Below are 17,494 nucleotides of genomic sequence, written 5' to 3' on the forward strand. Positions count from 1 at the left end.
GCAGATAAACATGAAGCACATGGGCGGCACTTACATCGTGGAGTTCTCCTTCGTAGGCCTGCTGGTGTTCGTCCTGCTGTTCGGCGTGGTGGAAATGGGCCGGTTGTACTTCACCGCCAACGCCCTGGACGAAGCCGCCCGGCGCGGCGCTCGATTGGCGGCAGTGTGCGACATCAGCGATCCGGTGGTGTTGCGCCGGGCCATCTTCAATGCGGCGACCGATGCGGGGAACAGCCAACTCATCAGCAGCCTGGCCACCTCGAACCTGACGCTGACTTACCTGGATGCCAATGGCGCCGTGGTCGCCAACCCGGCCGATACGTCCGGCGCCAACGGCTTCCGGGCGATCCGCTACGTCCGGTTAAGCGTGCAGAACTACGTGTTCAACCTGTTCATTCCCGGCCTGGGCGTGCCCATTACCTTGCCCGCGTTCCGGGCGACCTTGCCACGCGAAAGTCTCGGGCGTCATTCCGATTCTGCGGAGATCACACCATGCTGAATACCAGGGAAAATCCGCTCTCGACCGCCACCGGCAAAGCCGGGCTGCGGCTTCTGATCAGCAGCCGTGATGCCGCGTCCCTGCGCGATCTGCAATGCGTCTGCCAGCGCATGCCGTGCCTGGAGGTGAGTACGCGCCTGGTGAGCAACGGCCATGTCGATCCGCTTTACGGCTTGGAACGCATGCCCGACTTGTTGCTGTTGCGGGTCAGCCACCTGTGGCGTGAAGAATTGGCGGCATTGCTCCAGCGTCCGGCCCATGAGCGTCCGCCGATGCTGGTGTGCGGCTTGATGGGCGACCGGGAGGGCATGCGCCTGGCGATGCAGGCCGGTGCCCGCGATGTGTTGCCCGAGCCTATCGCCGAGCCGGAATTGGTGGCGGCCCTCAATCGCCTGGTGGCCGAAGTGCGCCTTGGCAATGGTGCCGAGGGCAAGCTGGTCGCCGTGATCAGTGCCAAGGGCGGCTCCGGCGGGACCCTGGTGGCCTGCAACCTCGCCCAGCAGCTCAGCGCCCGGGTGGGCAATACCTTGCTGTTGGACATGGACCTGCAATTCGGCAGCGTTACCCACTACCTGGATGTGGCGCAATCCCACAGCCATCTGGAAGTGCTGCAGCAGATCGACGACATGGACACCATCGCGCTCCGGGGTTTCTGCAGCCACTTCAGCCCGACCCTGCACGTGCTGGGTGGCCGGGCCGGCGAATTGTGCCTGCCCCAGGACGCCCAGCCTGAACAGCTCGACAGCCTATTGCAACTGGCCCGCGCCAGCTACGACTGGGTGGTGGTGGACCTGCCGCGGCAGATCGACCACCTCACCGGCTCCGTGCTCGAACAGGTGGACCGCGTCTACGTGGTGGTGCAACAGAGCGTCAGCCACCTGCGCGACGCCTGCGCCCTGGTGCGGATCCTGCGCGAAGACTTGGGCGTACGCGGGGACCAGTTGCAGATCGTGGTCAACCGCTATGACAAGGCCGCGACGGTCAGTCTCAAGGACATCGGCGAGGCCTTGCGCTGTGCCAACCTGTCCCGCTTACCCAATGACTTCAACCTGGTCAGCCAGAGTCAGAACACTGGCGTGCCGTTGGGGCTGCACGCGCCGAGGGCGGCCATCACCGTTGCCCTGCGCGATCTGACCGAAGACCTGGTCGGTCACCAGATGGCCTCGGACAAAGGCCTGCTCAAACGCGCCTTCAACCGTTTCTTCGGGGGATGACCCATGATCAGCGACTTCCGCAACCGCTTGCGCAAACAGTCCGGTAAGCCCGCAGCTTCGACCCAGCTGGGCGATAGCCTGCCGGACTCGACCGATGAACTGATGGCCTGGGAGCAGCCCGTCCCGGATGTGCTCTACGAAACCCGCAGCCAGGTAACCCCGGTGGAAGCCGAGTGGCGGGAAAAGATCTACCAGCAATTGCTCAAGGTCATGGACTTGTCCCTGCTCGATGCACTCGAACAGGCCGAGGCCACGCGGCAGATTCGCGAGATCTGTCAGCGACTGCTCGATGAACATTCGGCGCCGGTGAGTTCCGCCGGTCGCCAACTCATCATCAAGCAGATCACCGACGAGGTGCTGGGCCTGGGGCCACTGGAACCGTTGCTGGCCGACCACAGTGTGTCCGACATTCTGGTCAACGGGTTTGCCTCGGTGTACGTCGAGCGTTTCGGCAAACTGCAACGCACCGACGTGCGTTTCCGCGACGACCAGCATCTGCTGAATATCATTGACCGCATCGTTTCCAGCCTGGGTCGGCGTATTGACGAGTCCTCGCCACTGGTGGATGCCCGGCTCAAGGACGGGTCGCGGGTCAATGCGATCATCCCGCCGCTGGCCATCGACGGTCCGAGCATGTCGATCCGGCGCTTCGCCGTGGACCTGCTCAACACCGACAGCCTGATCCAGGTGGGCACCATGACCTCGGCCATTGCCCTGTTGCTCAAGGCCATCGTGCGCGGGCGCCTGAATGTGCTGATTTCCGGCGGGACCGGCAGCGGCAAGACCACCATGCTCAACGTGTTGTCCAGCTTCATTCCGCATAACGAACGCATCGTCACTATCGAAGACTCCGCCGAATTGCAGCTGCAGCAACCGCATGTGGTACGCCTCGAAACACGGCCTTCGAACATCGAAGGGCGCGGCGAGGTCAGCCAGCGGGAGCTGGTGCGCAACAGCTTGCGGATGCGCCCTGATCGCATCGTCATCGGCGAGGTGCGCGGTGCCGAAGCGCTGGACATGCTCACGGCCATGAACACCGGTCACGACGGTTCCCTGACCACGATCCACGCCAACACCGCACGGGATGCGTTAGGCCGGATCGAGAACATGGTTTCGATGACCGGTGCGACATTCCCGATCAAGGCCATGCGTCAACAAATTGCCTCGGCCATCGATGTGGTGATCCAGCTGGAGCGTCAAGAAGATGGCAAGCGACGCGTGGTGAGTATTCAGGAGATCAACGGCATGGAAGGGGAGGTCATCACCATGACCGAAATCTTCTGCTTTGCTCGCCAGGGTATCGGCGAGCACGGCGAGGTGCTCGGCGAGTACCGGCCCAGCGGCATGATTCCAGCGTTCCGCGATGTGTTGGCCAAGCGCGGCATCGAGTTGCCGCTGACCCTGTTCCGCCCTGAATGGATGGAGGCCCGGCCGTCATGAAAGACATTCCTTCCGAGTTCATTCTGATTTTCCTGGGTATGGTGTTCATCGCGGTCTTCCTGCTGTCGCAGGGCGTGGTGGTACCGGTGTTCGGCGAAGCCGGCAAGATGCGCAAGCGCATTCGCGGGCGCTTGCATGTGCTGGAAAAAGCCAACCATTTGCCCAACATGCAGACGGTGTTGCGGCAAAAGTACCTGACGCGGTTGTCCCCTCTGGAAGCGCGCCTTGAGCAATTACCGTTCATGGCCAACCTGACCCAGATCATCGAGCAGGCCGGTCATGAATACCGTGCTTATCGGGTGATGCTGCTCGGTCTGGTCCTTGGCGCCGCGGCGGCCGGGTTGGTGTGGACGGTTTCATCCCCCTGGTGGACGGCCTTGCTGGCGGCCTTCGCGCTGTTCTGGTTACCGGTATTGAAGATCATGCGCGACCGCAGCAAGCGATTTGCCGCGTTCGAAGAAGGGTTGCCGGATGCGCTGGACGCCATGTGCCGGGCCTTGCGCGCCGGCCATCCATTCAACGAGACCCTGCGTCTGGTGGCCGATGAGCACAAGGGGCCGGTGGCCCAGGAGTTCGGCCTGACGTTCGCCGACATCAACTATGGCAACGACGTGCGCCGGGCCATGCTGGGTCTGCTCGAACGCATGCCAAGCATGACGGTGATGATGCTGGTGACCTCGATCCTGATCCACCGTGAAACCGGCGGTAACCTGACCGAGGTGCTGGAACGACTGAGCCGGTTGATCCGTGGGCGTTTCCGCTTTCAGCGCAAGATCAGGACGTTGTCGGCCGAAGGGCGAATGTCGGCTTGGGTACTGGTGGCGATCCCTTTCGTGCTGGCGATTGCCATCGTGCTCACAAGCCCCAGCTATATGCCCGTGCTGATCAACGATCCCACTGGTCACAAGCTGATCATCGGGGCCTTCTGCGCCATGTTGATCGGGATTTTCTGGATACGAAAAATCATCCGGATCCAGGTTTGAACGCTGTATTGCCATGGGGTATCAGTCATGGATTATCTGCTCGGGTTGTTCAGTCGGTTTACCGGGAGCGAGGAGGCGGCGCGGCTGTTGTTTATCGCGGCGGTCGGCTTCAGTGCGGTACTGGCGGTGGTCGCATTGATGCTGCTGGTGCTGGGGCTGCAGGACCCGGTCCAGCGGCGCCTGGCCCTGATCAAGCGCGGTTACTCGGGGGGCGCGGCCGGGCATGAGTCGCCCGGTAACCTGCAACTGCTGTTGGAGCGGGTCGGCCAGCGCTTTGCCTCGACCGACCCGGCCCAGACATCCGCCACCCAGACCTTGTTGACGCACGCCGGTTATCGCTCCGCGTCGGCGGTGCAAATGTATTGGGCCGTGCGTCTGATGCTGCCGCTGTTACTGCTCGGCCTGGCGCTGTTGCTGCTGCCGTTGGTCAAGGCATCCGTGATCGTCGGTTTGCTGGGCGTGATCGTGGTGGTAGGGATCGGATGGCTACTGCCAGCGCTCTACGTCGGCAGGCGCAAGCAGGCGCGACAAAGTCGGTTGCGGGCCGCGTTTCCGGATGCCCTGGACCTGATGGTGGTGTGTGTCGAGTCGGGCCTGGCCCTGCCCACGACCATCGAAAGGGTCGCCGAGGAAATGGCGGTGAGCCAGGTCGAACTGGCTGAGGAACTGGCCCTCGTCAATGCACAGATCCGCGCTGGCATCACAAGCACCGAGGCACTGCGATACTTGGCGCTGCGCACCGGCCTGGAGGACATCCAGGGCCTGGTCAGCCTGTTGGCCCAGAGCATCCGCTTCGGTACCAGCGTGGCTGACACCCTGCGCATCTACGCCGATGAGTTCCGCGACCGGCGTACCCAGGCCGCCGAAGAAATGGGGGCAAAAATCGGTACCAAGCTGATTTTTCCGCTCATCTTCTGCCTGTGGCCGAGTTTTTTCCTGGTTGCCATTGGGCCCGCGATGATCGGGGTGTTCAGGGCGTTCGGGAATATGTGAGCGTTGTAGTGAGTGGTGCGTTTGAAACAGGCGTCTCGTGCGACCAATGACGGGGTTTCACGATGCTGAAAAGTGTGAGTAAGTCGGTTTATTGACGCCTTCTTCGTCGAGATTCTTGCTCGCGCCACTTTTCAGACGTTTTTTTGTTTCGGTTGTGGCGCTTTGCCATGCTTGAACTACCGTCAAAAAGAAGCGGGCACGTGACAGGTCAGTCGCTTTTCAAGCGAGCTGTCGAGACCCGTCTTCTGCTCGAACCTGGGCGGTTCCAGGTGCTTGAAGGCGTTATGAAAGTCGCGTCATGCAAGACGCCTGTCGTTCAGTCGGCACGGTCGATCGTCGCTACGTCCTGCGATGAGGCCAGTTGCCGAGGTACCGAAGCAGCAGGTGAGAAGGGAGGAGCAGCCCGGGCTCCATAAAATGATCCGAGGCATTTTTCAAGCCTAGGGACGGCCAGTCTGTCGAGGATCATTTTATGAGCTATCGTACCGCGTCTGCGTTGAAACACCTTGTCCATGGCCTGTTCTGGATGGGCCTCGGCCTGGATGCGGCGCAGGCCGCAGCAGGTAACTGTTCGCAGCTGGACAGCTTGCCGGCGACCTTCGAGGTCGGCCAGGGACACCAGAGTGAGCTGCGTATCCTGGCCCCCGTGACAAAGCTGGCCGTGGGTGACCCAAAAATCGCCGACGTGCAGCCCAGTGGCAGCGATGCCTTCATCCTCACGGGCATCGCCCCGGGCGCCACCAGTCTGATGGTCTGGACGGCGTGTTCGAAGACCCCTCGCCAGAGCATGATTTTCGTCAAGGGCAGTGCCACCGAAGCGCTTACCAGCGCCGCGATGTTGCCTTCCGAAGACCCGATGCTGCTCGCCCAGGTACAGACCGACATCCGGTTCGTCGAGGTCAGCCGGACCAAGCTCAAGGAAGCCTCGACATCGATTTTCGGCAGTCGCGGCAATTTCCAGTTCGGTGCGCCGCGGACCCTGCCCACCATCGGGGGGGTGGTCCGGCCGGCGTTGCCGGTCAATAACGACATGTTCAACCTGTCCTTCGCCACCGGCCAGACCCTGTTGATGATCAATGCGCTGGAGGGCAGCGGCTTTGCCTACACCCTGGCGCGGCCGAGCCTGGTGGCCTTGAGTGGCCAGAGCGCAAGCTTCCTGGCGGGCGGTGAAGTGCCCATTCCGGTACCCAGCGCCGGCAGTGATAACGTGTCCATCGAGTACAAGGAGTTCGGTATCCGCCTGACCCTAACGCCGACCGTCATTGGCAAAAACCGCATCGCTTTGAAGGTCGCGCCCGAAGTCAGTGAGTTGGATTTCACCAACGCCGTGAACATTGCCGGTACGCTGGTTCCTGCGCTCACGGTGCGCCGCACCGATACCAGTATCGCCCTGGCAGACGGCGAAAGCTTCGTCATCAGCGGTCTGATCAGTACGCGAAATGCTTCCCAGGTGAACAAGTTTCCAGGCCTGGGTGATATTCCGGTTCTCGGCGCGTTCTTTCGCGATCACGCCATCGATCGCGAAGAGCGGGAACTGCTGATGATTGTCACGCCGCACCTGGTTCAGCCCCTGGCCGCCGACGCGCAATTGCCGACGTTGCCGGGCGAACAGCTGCGCAACTATGACCCGAACTTCTATCGCATGTACTTCCTTGAACATGGCGAGTTCGACAACCGCAGCGGGCTTTCCCAATGAGCCGGCGTTCGATGGGCCGGGAGGCGGGAAGTCAATCTGTCGTCGGAGGACATGTCATGAAAGCAGTGATCGCGATAACGGCGGCCCTGGTCCTTGCCGGCTGTGCCAGTAACGGTGTGGCACCCCGCACGGCCAGTTGCGCCAAACCCGGCTCCGACCAGGAGCTGGCGTTGAACCTGGCGGATGACATGGCCAACGACGGTCGTTTGTACGCCAGCCTGGCGAACCTTGAAGGCCTGCCTGAAGACCTGGTCCAGGTTCGCCTGCGCAAGGCGCGTGTGCTGCGGCTGATGGGGCGCAACGACGCTGAGCCGCTGTACAAAAGTCTGCTGGGGACTTGTCTGGCAGCGGATGGCGAACATGGCCTCGGTCAGTTGGCCGCCGCGAAGAACGATAACGCCGCCGCCACCGAGCATCTCGAACGTGCGGTGAAAATGGCCCCTACCGAAGCCAAAATCCGCAACGACCTGGGCGTCGTCTACCTCAATCAGCGCAAGATCCCCGAAGCGCGTTTTCAGTTCATGACCGCCATGGAACTCAGGCAAGCGGACTCCCTGGCCGCCCTCAATATGGTGACGCTGCTGATCTACCAGGATAACTGGAAGCAAGCTGCCGAGCTCGCGAGCATGGCCAGGCTGAGCCCTGCACAAGTGGCAGAAGCCCAGGCCCGCGCGGAGCGGATCAGGGGGACTGCCAATAAGGTGGGAATGATACAGGCAGACCATCTGACCGAGGTAGTCGATGCCTCATCCGGCGCGATCAAGTAGAGCGTTACGAGGAGTTCGAGAGATGAATACGAAACAGTTTTTGATCGTCTGCATCGCATGTTTGTCCACTTCCGCCTGGGCAATCGAGCCAGGGCCTTCTTCGGCCGCGCAACAAGGCACCGAAAGCTGGATGCAATTGCAGATTCGCGGGGTAGTGGCTTCTACCAATCTGCAAACCGTCTCTGCCACCGAGCGTGAATTGGCCATGCGGCGCTGGCTCAACAGCTTCAACTATCCGATTCCGGAATTTTTTGACCAGGATTCGGGAGGGGAGATCACCAGCAGCAAATGAAACACCGGGACATCGATGGTGATCGTTCAATGAAAAGGCCCGCCGGATGACCGTGCGGGCCTTTTCAAGAACGGCTCTCGGTCAGTGCTTACTGTCCTGATCCGACAGCGCAAGCAATTGTTTTTCCTGGTTCCAGTCGAACGGTTCGTCATTCTGTTCGGCTTCGAAACGGCGCTCTTCCAATGCCTGGTACAGGCTGATTTCTTCGTCGGGCATGTAGTGCAGGCAATCACCGCCGAAGTACCACAGCAGGTCGCGAGGCACGAGGTGAGCGACCTGTGGATAACGAACGATCACCTGGCACAGCAGGTCCTGGCCGAGGTATTGGCTTTCGATCGGATCGACGGGCAATTGGGCCCGCAGTTCATCGAAGCGCTCCAGGAACAAGGCATGGCTTTCTTCGGGAACCTGTTCGGCCTCACCCACGGCGACCAGGATGCTGCGCAAATGGTCAAGCAAGACAAGGTGATCGGCAACGACATTGGACACGAGATAAGTCCTCAAGAGCAAAACGGGCGCAGGAGTATAAAGCCACTGCGCCCGTTTTTACATGGTGGTGCCGGTCGGCGTGATCAGCGGACTCTGGCCTCGGCGAGTGTCAGCGCCTCCTTGTCGAAATCATCCACATCGATGACCTTGCGTCGTGCCGCTTCGGCCGCTCTCAGGGCCTCGGCTTCGCCGGCCTGCAGCACGCCGGCTTCGAGGGCCGCCTCGATAAGAGGTTCGCCTGGGGCCGGGTTGAGCTGGTCCTGCTTGAGCGCCGTGTGGATTTTCTTCTGCGTCGGTCGGGCGGCCGACAGCAGGTCGACGGCATGCTGCAGAGCGCCCACCGGATCGTCTGCGGATTGAGGGCGGTAGCAACCTTGCAGCAGCTCCTCCAGGGTTGGATCGCCCTTGGGTCGACCGATGACCGCCGCTACTTCGGCATCCAATCGGTCGCTCGGGCCTTTATGGCGGCGGCCGAAGGGGAACACCACGCAGCGCAACAGGCAGCCCAGCGCCCGGTTAGGGAAGTTGCCGAGCAATTCATCCAGCGCACGCTCCGACTGGCCCAGGCTTTCTTCCATGGCCCAGGTGAACAGCGGGGCCATGTGGTCTGGCGAGTCGAGGTCGTGGTACCGCTTGAGCGCGGCACTGGCCAGGTACAAGTGGCTCAAGACATCGCCCAGGCGCGCCGACAGGCGTTCGCGTCGTTTGAGTTCGCCGCCCAGCAGCATCATGCTCAGGTCCGCCAACAGGGCGAATGCCGCAGACTGTCGATTAAGGGCGCGGAAATAACCCTGGCTCAGGTCGTTGCCGGGCGCTCGCTCGAAATGCCCCAGCCCCAGATTCAGCACCAGGGTGCTGGCGGCATTGCTGATAGCGAAACCGATGTGCTTGAGCAGCAACCGGTCGAACTCGATCAGCGCCTGGTCTTTATCCTCGCGGGTCGCCAGGGCCATTTCCTTGAGCACGAAGGGGTGGCAACGGATCGCCCCCTGTCCGAAGATCATCAGGTTGCGCGACAGGATGTTCGCTCCTTCCACGGTGATGAAGATCGGTGCGCCTTGCCAACTGCGGCCCAGGTAATTGTTCGGGCCCATGATGATGCCCTTGCCGCCATGCACATCCATGGCGTGGCTGATGCATTCGCGGCCGCGCTCGGTCAGGTGGTACTTGAGGATGGCCGAGAGTACCGAGGGCTTTTCCCCCAGGTCCACCGCGTTGGCGGTCAGCATGCGCGCGGCATCCATCAGCCAGGCGTTGCCGCCGATACGCGCCATGGCTTCCTGGATACCTTCGAAGGCCGACAACGGTACGTTGAACTGCTCCCGCACCTGGGTGTACTGGCCGGTGACCAGGCTGGTGAACTTCGCCGCCCCGGTCCCCACGGCCGGCAGGGAAATCGAGCGCCCCACCGACAGGCAGTTCATCAACATCATCCAGCCCTTGCCGAGCATGGGCTGGCCGCCGATGAGGAAATCCAGCGGGATGAACACATCCTTGCCCCAGTTCGGTCCGTTCATGAATGCCGCGCCGAGGGGCAGGTGGCGACGACCAATGTGGACGCCGGGAGTGTCGGTGGGAATCAGGGCAAGGCTGATGCCCAGGTCTTCTTCGTCGCCCAGCAGGTGGTCGGGGTCATAGGCCTTGAATGCGAGGCCGAGGAGAGTCGCCACCGGTCCGAGAGTGATGTACCGCTTCTCCCAGTTCAGACGCAGGCCGAGGGTTTCCTGACCTTGCCATTGGCCCTTGCAGACGATGCCGGTATCGGGCATCGCCCCGGCGTCGGAGCCGGCCAGCGGCCCGGTCAAGGCAAAGCACGGGATATCCTCGCCGCGGGCCAGGCGCGGCAGGTAATGGTCGCGTTGTTCGTCGGTGCCGTAGTGCAGTAACAGTTCCGCCGGGCCAAGGGAGTTGGGGACCATGACGGTGGACGCCAGGTCACCGCTGCGGGTCGCCAGTTTCATTGCCACCTGGGAGTGGGCATAGGCGGAGAAGCCCTTGCCACCGTAGGCCTTTGGAATGATCAGGGCAAAGAATCCGTGTTCCTTGATGTGGGCCCAGGCTTCGGGCGGCAGGTCCATGGCCTGGCCGATCTGCCAATCGCTGACCATGGCGCAGAGTTCTTCGGTGGGGCCGTCGAGGAAGGCCTGCTCCTCCTCGGTCAATTGCACCTTGGGGTAAGCGAGCAAGGTGTCCCAGTCGGGCCGGCCGCTGAACAGCTCGCCGTCCCACCATACCGTGCCGGCATCGATGGCGTCGCGTTCGGTTTCCGACATCGGCGGCAGGGTTTTCTGGAACCAGTCGAACATCGGCGCGCTGAAATATCTGCGGCGCAGGTCCGGCAGCAGCAGCGGGGCCGCAATGACGCCGAGCAGCACCCACAGGACCAGCATCAGCCAACCGGGCGCAGGACTGAAGATGCCCATGGCCAGCAGGTAGACCGCGACGACACCCAGCACGGGTAGCGGGGCGATGCGCCGATGCGCCAGCCAGGCGATCCCGACGACCAGGACCAGTATCCACAACAACAGCATATTTAATCCTCCGTGAACCAAGGCAAGACCGACCCCCAGAGCTTAGACGGCATCGGTCAATCCGGCGGTCAGTGCGATGTGATGGGTTTCGTGGGAAATCTCGCATGCGTTACGCCAGTCTGGTTGGCAACAGCCGTGGGAAATCGTTCGCCGAAAAGGAGAGAAATCGCCATTGTTTGGCCGAAACGCCGTTATCGCTGCATCAGGGCTGTGGATAGACTCAGCGTTTCCCTGATGCCGTAGCGTTGCGCCGGTGCAGGAGCAAGTCCTGACCCTGCCAGCGGCGTTGCAGTGCGAGAGGTTTCCCATGCAGCAATACCTGAACCCCGGCCGCTTCATCGACAGCGATCATCCTGCGGTCATCGCGTTCGCCGAAACCCACCGCGGCACCGACCGCGATCCGACGGCGCAGGCGATCAGCCTGTATTACGCCGTGCGCGAGGCGGTGCGCTACAACCCCTACACCTTCAGCCGCGACCCGGCGACCCTGCGTGGCAGTCATGCACTGGCCTGTCGTGAAAGCTATTGCGTGCCCAAGGCGACGTTGTTGGCCGCCTGCGCCCGTCACTGTGGCATCCCGGCGCGGATTGGCCTGGCGGACGTCCGTAATCATCTATCCACGCCACGCCTGCTGGAATTGCTGCGCAGCGATGTGTTCGCGATGCACGGTTATACCGAGCTGTACCTGAGCGACCGCTGGGTCAAGGCTACACCGGCCTTCAACCAGGGGTTGTGTGAATTGTTCGACGTCGCGCCCCTGGAATTCGATGGTCGTCATGACAGCATCTTCCATCCTTTCAATCGCCAGGGAGCGCGGTCGATGGAATATGTCACCGACCATGGTCCTTTCCCCGACGTGCCCGAAACCTTCTTTTTCGAGCATCTGGAAAAATGCTATCCGCACCTGTTCCAGGATCGACTGCCGCCCCTGCTGGGCGATATGCAGGGCGATTTGAGTCGTGGCTGATCCGGCGTATGCTGCTGCGGCACTTATCCATTGAGGAAGCCGTGATGCTGAAGATCTGGGGTCGGAAAAATTCATCGAATGTGCGCAAGGCGTTGTGGTGCGCCGAGGAACTGGGACTGGTGTTCGAGGCCATCGACGCCGGTGGTGCGTTCGGTGTGGTGGACACGCCCGAGTACCGTGCGAAGAACCCCAATGGTCGCGTCCCGATGATCGAGGACGACGGTTTCGTGCTTTGGGAATCCAATACCATCGTGCGGTACCTGATGGCTCGTCACGCATCCGGTTCGGCCTGGTATCCGACCGATGTCCAGGCCAGAGCCCAGGCTGAAAAATGGATGGACTGGACCACTTCCACCTTTGCCGATCCGTTTCGCACCGTGTTCTGGGGTGTCCTGCGCACGCCTGCCGAGCGGCAGGACTGGGCCGCCATCAAATCGGCAATCCAGGTTTGCGAAGGGGTGCTGGCCGTGGCGGACCAGGCGCTGAGCGAGCAACCCTATCTCTCGGGTGATGAAATCGGCATGGGTGACATCCCCCTCGGCAGTTTCATCTATGCCTGGTTCGAGATGCCCATCGAGCGTGCCCGGCTGCCTCACCTGGAGGCCTGGTACGGGCGATTGCAACAGCGTCCCGCGTACCGTAAGGCGGTCATGACTGCGTTGACTTAATACTTACTATCGACACGCTTGACTGTACTTGTGCGGCGACGCCAAGCACCATGGCCTCCCTAGGCTCTGTCTGAAAAGCCTCGATACTCGTTCATGCTGCGTTGAAAACCGGCTCGGAATGCTCATTTACTCCAGTAAACTCCGCTTCCTCGCCGTTTTTCACCTTGCCTGACCTTCGTCTCAAGACTTTTCAAACAGAGCCTAATGCCAGTGGTTGTATTGCTCGCCGCTCGCCCTTATCTATTTGTTTCCTCCCTCTTGGTGCGTAAATCCGATATGAGTTCCGCTCTGTCCATCCGGCAGCTAACCAAAACCTACGGCAACGGTTTCCAGGCCTTGAGTGGTATCGATCTGGATGTCGCCGAAGGTGATTTCTTCGCCTTGCTCGGCCCCAACGGCGCCGGCAAATCCACCACCATCGGCATTCTGTCCACCCTGGTGAACAAAACCAGCGGCACGGTGAATGTCTTTGGTCATGACCTGGACCGCGAGCCCGCCGCGCTCAAGCGCTCCATCGGCGTGGTGCCCCAGGAGTTCAATTTCAACCAGTTCGAAAAGACCTTCGACATCGTCGTGACCCAGGCGGGTTACTACGGCATTCCACCGAAGATCGCCAACGAGCGTGCCGAGCGCTACCTGACCCAGTTAGGGCTGTGGGACAAGCGCGACGTGCCGTCCCGTTCGTTGTCCGGTGGCATGAAGCGGCGTTTGATGATCGCCCGGGCCCTGGTGCATGAGCCGCGTCTGCTGATCCTCGATGAACCGACGGCGGGCGTGGACATCGAGCTGCGCCGTTCGATGTGGTCCTTCCTGACCGAGCTGAACCAGAAGGGCATCACGATCATCCTCACCACCCATTACCTGGAAGAGGCCGAACAGTTGTGCCGCAACATCGGCATCATCGACCACGGCACCATCGTCGAAAATACCAGCATGCGCCAGTTGCTCAGCCAATTGCATGTGGAGACCTTCCTGCTGGACATCAAGGGAGATCTGAAGACAGCTCCTCAGCTGGTGGGTTACCCGACCCGGTTGGTGGACCACCACACCCTGGAGGTGCAGGTGGATAAAACCGTTGGCATTACCGGGCTGTTCACCCAACTGGCGCTGCAGAACATCGAAGTGCAAAGCCTGCGCAACAAGACCAATCGCCTCGAGGAGTTGTTCGTGTCCCTGGTGGAGAAAAACCTGGCGAAGGTGGCGGTATGAGTTCCGAATTCCGACCCAACCTCATTGCTCTCAATACCATCGTGTACCGTGAGGTTCGGCGTTTCATGCGGATCTGGCCGCAGACGTTGCTGCCGCCGGCCATCACCATGGTTTTGTACTTCGTGATCTTCGGCAATCTGATCGGCCGGCAGATCGGCGACATGGGTGGCTTCACGTACATGGATTACATCGTGCCGGGTCTGATCATGATGTCGGTGATCACCAACTCCTACGGCAACGTGGTGTCGAGTTTCTTCGGCAGCAAATTCCAGCGTTCCATCGAAGAGCTGATGGTCTCACCGGTTTCGCCCCACACGATCCTGATCGGCTTTACCCTGGGCGGTGTCTTGCGCGGCCTGGCGGTGGGCTTGATCGTGACCCTGCTGTCGTTGTTCTTTACCGATCTGCAGGTGCACCACTTGGGAGTGACGATACTGGTGGTGGTGCTCACCGCGACGATCTTTTCGCTGCTGGGCTTCATCAATGCCGTGTTCGCGCGCAACTTCGATGACATCTCCATCATTCCCACGTTCGTGCTCACGCCGCTGACTTACCTGGGCGGGGTGTTCTACTCCATCTCGCTGCTGCCACCGTTCTGGCAGACCGTGTCCCTGGCCAACCCGGTGCTGCACATGGTCAACGCCTTCCGCTACGGGATCCTCGGGGTTTCGGACATCAGGATCAGCATCGCGATCACCTTTATGCTGGTGGCGACGGTGGTGCTCTATATCGGTTGCGCCCGGTTGCTGGTGAGCGGACGCGGGATGCGGACATAACGGGCTGCGCATTTACCCTTGCCCCATTGAAAAGGCCTCCGATCAGGGAGGCCTTTTTGTATTTCACTGCCGTCTTTTCTTGCGCTTTTTCCATTGCCGGGCCACCCACCAGCGCCAGTAGCTCATGGTCACGAAATACGCAAGGACGCCGAGCACCAGGCCGGTCACCACCGAGCCCAGCAGGAACGGTCGCCACAAAGTGGACAACTGGTCGGTGATCCATGCCCAGGTCAGTTCATCGGGTAGGGTCCGGGCAGGAACGTCCATCAGCCAGGCACCGGTCTGGTAGGTGCAGAAAAACACCGCCGGCATGGTGATGGGATTGGTCAGCCAGACCAGGCTCACCGCAATGGGAATATTGCCCCGTACCGTGACGGCCAGCGCGGCGGCCAGCAGCATTTGCAGAGGGATGGGCAGGAACGCGGCGAACAGACCGACGGCCATAGCCCGGGCCACGGAGTGGCGATTGAGGTGCCAAAGGTTGGGATCGTGCAGCAGGGTGCCGAGAAAGCGTAAGGATTTGTGTTCCCGAATGCTCGCTGGGTCTGGCATGTAACGTTTGAATAAGCGCCGGGGCATAAGGCTTCTCGGTCGATGCAAGGCAATAAAGCCGCAAGTATGTCCGGATTCTAAGAGCGGCAGATTCAGACTTTGTGACAATTGATAACGGCCACGGTGCCGCTGACCGACTATGCCTTGAGTGGGAAGCTCTCAAGGAAGGGGTTATGCGCACGGGGATGGTCGCGCTTGCACTGGGGCTGTTGGCCCCATTTTTTTTGCCAGTATTGCCACCCTTGTGGGTGATTGCCGCCATGCCGGTTCTGGCGTTGATGGTTCTGCCGTTTCGAACCTATCCGCTGGGCTTCTGGCTGCTGGGGTTGGCCTGGGCCTGCCTGGTAGCACAGTGGGCACTGGATGATCGTTTGCCTATGGCGCTCGATGGCGAAACCCGGTGGGTCGAAGGACGGGTCGTGGGTTTGCCGCAACAAGGCGACGGTGTGGTGCGTTTCGAGCTGGCCGATATCCGTTCACGGCGCACCCGGTTGCCGTCGAGGATGCGCCTGGCCTGGTTTGGCGGGCCGCCTGTCAGCAATGGCGAACAATGGCGATTGGCGGTGAAGCTAAAGCGGCCGGCCGGGCTGCGCAATCCGCACGGTTTCGATTATGAGGCATGGCTGTTGAGCCGAGGGATCGGAGCCACCGGTGTCATCAAGGACGGTCATCGCCTGCAATCGGCCCGGGGGTCGTGGCGCGACGGGGTTCGCCAAGCGCTTGCGCAGGTCAATGCCCAGGGACGCACCGGCGCGCTGATGGCATTGGTCCTGGGCGACGGTGCGGGCTTGAGTCGTGACGATTGGCAGGTGCTGCAGGACACCGGTACCGTCCACTTGCTGGTGATTTCCGGACAGCACATTGGCTTGCTCGCCGGCCTGGTGTACGTGCTGGTGGCCGGCGCCGCACGTTATGGCGTATGGCCGGTGCGTCTGCCGTGGTTGCCCTGGGCGTGCGGCCTGGCGTTCAGTGCGGCGTTGGGCTACGGCTTGCTCGCGGGCTTCGAGGTGCCGGTGCGACGGGCCTGCGCAATGCTCGGGCTGATGCTGTTGTGGCGCCTGCGCTTGCGGCACCCGGATCCGTGGTGGGCGTGGTTGCTGGCTTTCGATGGCGTGCTGGTGTTCGATCCGCTGGCCAGTTTGCGACCGGGGTTCTGGTTGTCTTTCGCCGCGGTCGCGATCCTGATGTTTACCTTCGGCGGGCGCCTCGGCCCTTGGCGGTGGTGGCAGACCTGGACCCGCGCCCAGTGGCTGGTTGCGGTGGGGTTGTGCCCGTTATTGCTGGCATTGGGTTTGCCGGTCAGTCTGAGCGGGCCGTTGGTGAATCTCGTCGCGGTGCCCTGGATCAGTCTGTTGGTATTGCCGTTGGCGCTCCTTGGCACGGCATCGTTGTCGGTGCCGTTCATCGGCGATGGGTTGTTGTGGCTCGCCGGTGGTTTGCTTGAGCTGTTGTTCAAGGGGTTGGCACTGGTAGCAGGGGGGATGCCGGCATGGATTCCTGTTCCGGTCCCTCTATGGGCCTGGTGTATCGCCGCGCTTGGCGCGTTCCTGTTGTTGCTGCCCTCCGGCGTGCCGTTGCGCCTGCTGGGTTGGCCGATGGTGTCGCTGATGGTGTTCGCACCACGGCAAGAAGTGCCGGCAGGGCGCGCCGAAATCTGGCAGTTGGACGTGGGCCAGGGGTTGGCGGTGCTGGTGCGCACCCATCGCCATGTCTTGCTGTATGACACAGGGCCGCGCTTTGGCGATGCCGATGCAGGCGCGCGTGTCGTGCTGCCAACCCTGCGCAAGTTGGGTGTGCGCGGGCTGGACCTGATGTTGATCAGTCATGCCGACGCCGATCATGCCGGCGGCGCCCTGTCGGTGCTCAATGGGTTGCCCGCGAGCCGGGTCATCAGCGGCGACCCTGTCGCGTTGCCTGCCGCGCTACAGGCCCAGCCTTGCGAGAACGACGAGCAATGGGAATGGGACGGGGTCAGGTTCCGGTTGTGGCGCTGGTCGTCTGCCCTGGAAAGCAATCAGAAGTCGTGCGTCTTGTTGGTCGAGGCCGGTGGCGAGCGGTTGCTGCTGACCGGTGACATCGATAGTCATGCCGAGCGCGCTCTGCTCGAAGGGCCTCTGGCAGTCCCGATCCAATGGTTGGCCGCACCTCATCACGGCAGTCGCAGCTCGTCGTCGATGGCATTGCTCTCGCGTCTGACTCCTCACTCGGTCTTGATTTCCAGAGGGCAGGGCAACGCGTTCGGCCATCCCCATCCCCGAGTGATGGCCCGGTATCAGCGGCTGGGCATGGCAATCTACGACAGTGCGGAACAGGGCGCCATTCGTCTGCAACTGGGCGCGTTCGAACCGCCGGTTACCCAGGTCGGGCAGCGCCGCTACTGGCGCGACCCGCCGTCTGCGCGGCCATGACGCCAGTGTT

General features: G+C 61.6%; 16 protein-coding genes. 13 read left to right on the top strand and 3 right to left on the bottom strand.

The window, feature by feature from the left end; all coding sequences use genetic code 11:
- The first annotated feature begins 4 nt into the window (after positions 1-4).
- The 8 genes from LCU97_RS19045 to LCU97_RS19080 all read left to right on the top strand — a co-directional run bounded on the left by LCU97_RS19045 (position 5) and on the right by LCU97_RS19080 (position 7,884).
- The gene (locus tag LCU97_RS19045; protein ID WP_053150486.1) at positions 5-499 is read left to right on the top strand and encodes a TadE family protein; all 495 of its coding nucleotides are present in this window, start codon (positions 5-7) and stop codon (positions 497-499) included.
- Entirely contained in the window at positions 493-1,713 is a 1,221-nt protein-coding gene (locus LCU97_RS19050) for an AAA family ATPase (RefSeq protein WP_232777476.1), read from the top strand. The genes LCU97_RS19045 and LCU97_RS19050 overlap by 7 nt, the downstream gene beginning before the upstream one ends.
- Positions 1,714-1,716: 3 nt before the next feature.
- Entirely contained in the window at positions 1,717-3,153 is a 1,437-nt protein-coding gene (locus LCU97_RS19055) for a CpaF family protein (protein ID WP_053150073.1), read from the top strand.
- Entirely contained in the window at positions 3,150-4,136 is a 987-nt protein-coding gene (locus tag LCU97_RS19060) for a type II secretion system F family protein (protein WP_053150076.1), read from the top strand. The genes LCU97_RS19055 and LCU97_RS19060 overlap by 4 nt, the downstream gene beginning before the upstream one ends.
- Before the next feature lie 27 nt (positions 4,137-4,163).
- Positions 4,164-5,129, top strand: a complete 966-nt coding sequence (locus tag LCU97_RS19065) for a type II secretion system F family protein (RefSeq protein WP_053150079.1) — start codon at positions 4,164-4,166, stop codon at positions 5,127-5,129.
- 472 nt (positions 5,130-5,601) lie between these two features.
- Positions 5,602-6,825 (top strand): type II and III secretion system protein family protein, encoded by a 1,224-nt coding sequence (locus tag LCU97_RS19070; protein ID WP_232777477.1) that lies wholly within the window; start codon positions 5,602-5,604, stop codon positions 6,823-6,825.
- Between the two features lie 56 nt (positions 6,826-6,881).
- Positions 6,882-7,592: a tetratricopeptide repeat protein gene (locus tag LCU97_RS19075; RefSeq protein ID WP_232777478.1), complete on the top strand. Its 711-nt coding sequence runs from the start codon at positions 6,882-6,884 to the stop codon at positions 7,590-7,592.
- Between the two features lie 22 nt (positions 7,593-7,614).
- Entirely contained in the window at positions 7,615-7,884 is a 270-nt protein-coding gene (locus LCU97_RS19080) for a DUF3613 domain-containing protein (RefSeq protein WP_053150085.1), read from the top strand.
- 81 nt (positions 7,885-7,965) lie between these two features.
- Here the strand turns inward: LCU97_RS19080 and LCU97_RS19085 are convergent, their stop codons facing one another.
- The gene (locus tag LCU97_RS19085; RefSeq protein WP_053150088.1) at positions 7,966-8,373 is read right to left on the bottom strand and encodes a PA2817 family protein; all 408 of its coding nucleotides are present in this window, start codon (positions 8,371-8,373) and stop codon (positions 7,966-7,968) included.
- A gap of 83 nt (positions 8,374-8,456) precedes the next feature.
- Entirely contained in the window at positions 8,457-10,904 is a 2,448-nt protein-coding gene (locus LCU97_RS19090) for an acyl-CoA dehydrogenase (protein ID WP_053150091.1), read from the bottom strand.
- A 307-nt stretch (positions 10,905-11,211) separates the two neighbouring features.
- Between LCU97_RS19090 and LCU97_RS19095 the strand changes: the two genes are divergently transcribed.
- The 4 genes from LCU97_RS19095 (at position 11,212) to LCU97_RS19110 (ending at position 14,524) form a co-directional block, all read left to right on the top strand.
- Positions 11,212-11,871 carry a transglutaminase-like domain-containing protein gene (locus LCU97_RS19095; RefSeq protein WP_232777479.1) on the top strand — a complete coding sequence of 220 codons (660 nt, stop codon included), beginning with the start codon at positions 11,212-11,214 and terminating at the stop codon, positions 11,869-11,871.
- Between the two features lie 44 nt (positions 11,872-11,915).
- Positions 11,916-12,539, top strand: coding sequence for a glutathione S-transferase (locus LCU97_RS19100; protein ID WP_232777480.1), 624 nt, complete (start codon positions 11,916-11,918; stop codon positions 12,537-12,539).
- A 276-nt stretch (positions 12,540-12,815) separates the two neighbouring features.
- On the top strand, positions 12,816-13,748 hold the full coding sequence (locus LCU97_RS19105) for an ABC transporter ATP-binding protein (protein ID WP_053150096.1): 933 nt from the start codon (positions 12,816-12,818) through the stop codon (positions 13,746-13,748).
- A complete protein-coding gene (locus tag LCU97_RS19110) occupies positions 13,745-14,524 on the top strand; it encodes an ABC transporter permease (protein WP_053150099.1) in 780 nt (259 codons plus the stop codon). Before LCU97_RS19105 ends, LCU97_RS19110 begins: the two co-directional genes overlap by 4 nt.
- A gap of 63 nt (positions 14,525-14,587) precedes the next feature.
- Here LCU97_RS19110 and LCU97_RS19115 read toward each other — a convergent pair whose 3' ends face one another.
- Positions 14,588-15,103 (bottom strand): DUF2062 domain-containing protein, encoded by a 516-nt coding sequence (locus tag LCU97_RS19115; RefSeq protein ID WP_053150101.1) that lies wholly within the window; start codon positions 15,101-15,103, stop codon positions 14,588-14,590.
- Between the two features lie 146 nt (positions 15,104-15,249).
- Here LCU97_RS19115 and LCU97_RS19120 point away from each other — a divergent pair, with 146 nt between their 5' ends.
- Complete coding sequence (locus LCU97_RS19120; RefSeq protein ID WP_232777481.1) at positions 15,250-17,484, top strand: DNA internalization-related competence protein ComEC/Rec2; 2,235 nt, start codon at positions 15,250-15,252, stop codon at positions 17,482-17,484.
- The last annotated feature ends 10 nt before the right edge of the window (positions 17,485-17,494 follow it).

Source organism: Pseudomonas uvaldensis (assembly GCF_021271205.1).
GTDB classification, from domain to species: Bacteria; Pseudomonadota; Gammaproteobacteria; order Pseudomonadales; family Pseudomonadaceae; genus Aquipseudomonas; species Aquipseudomonas uvaldensis.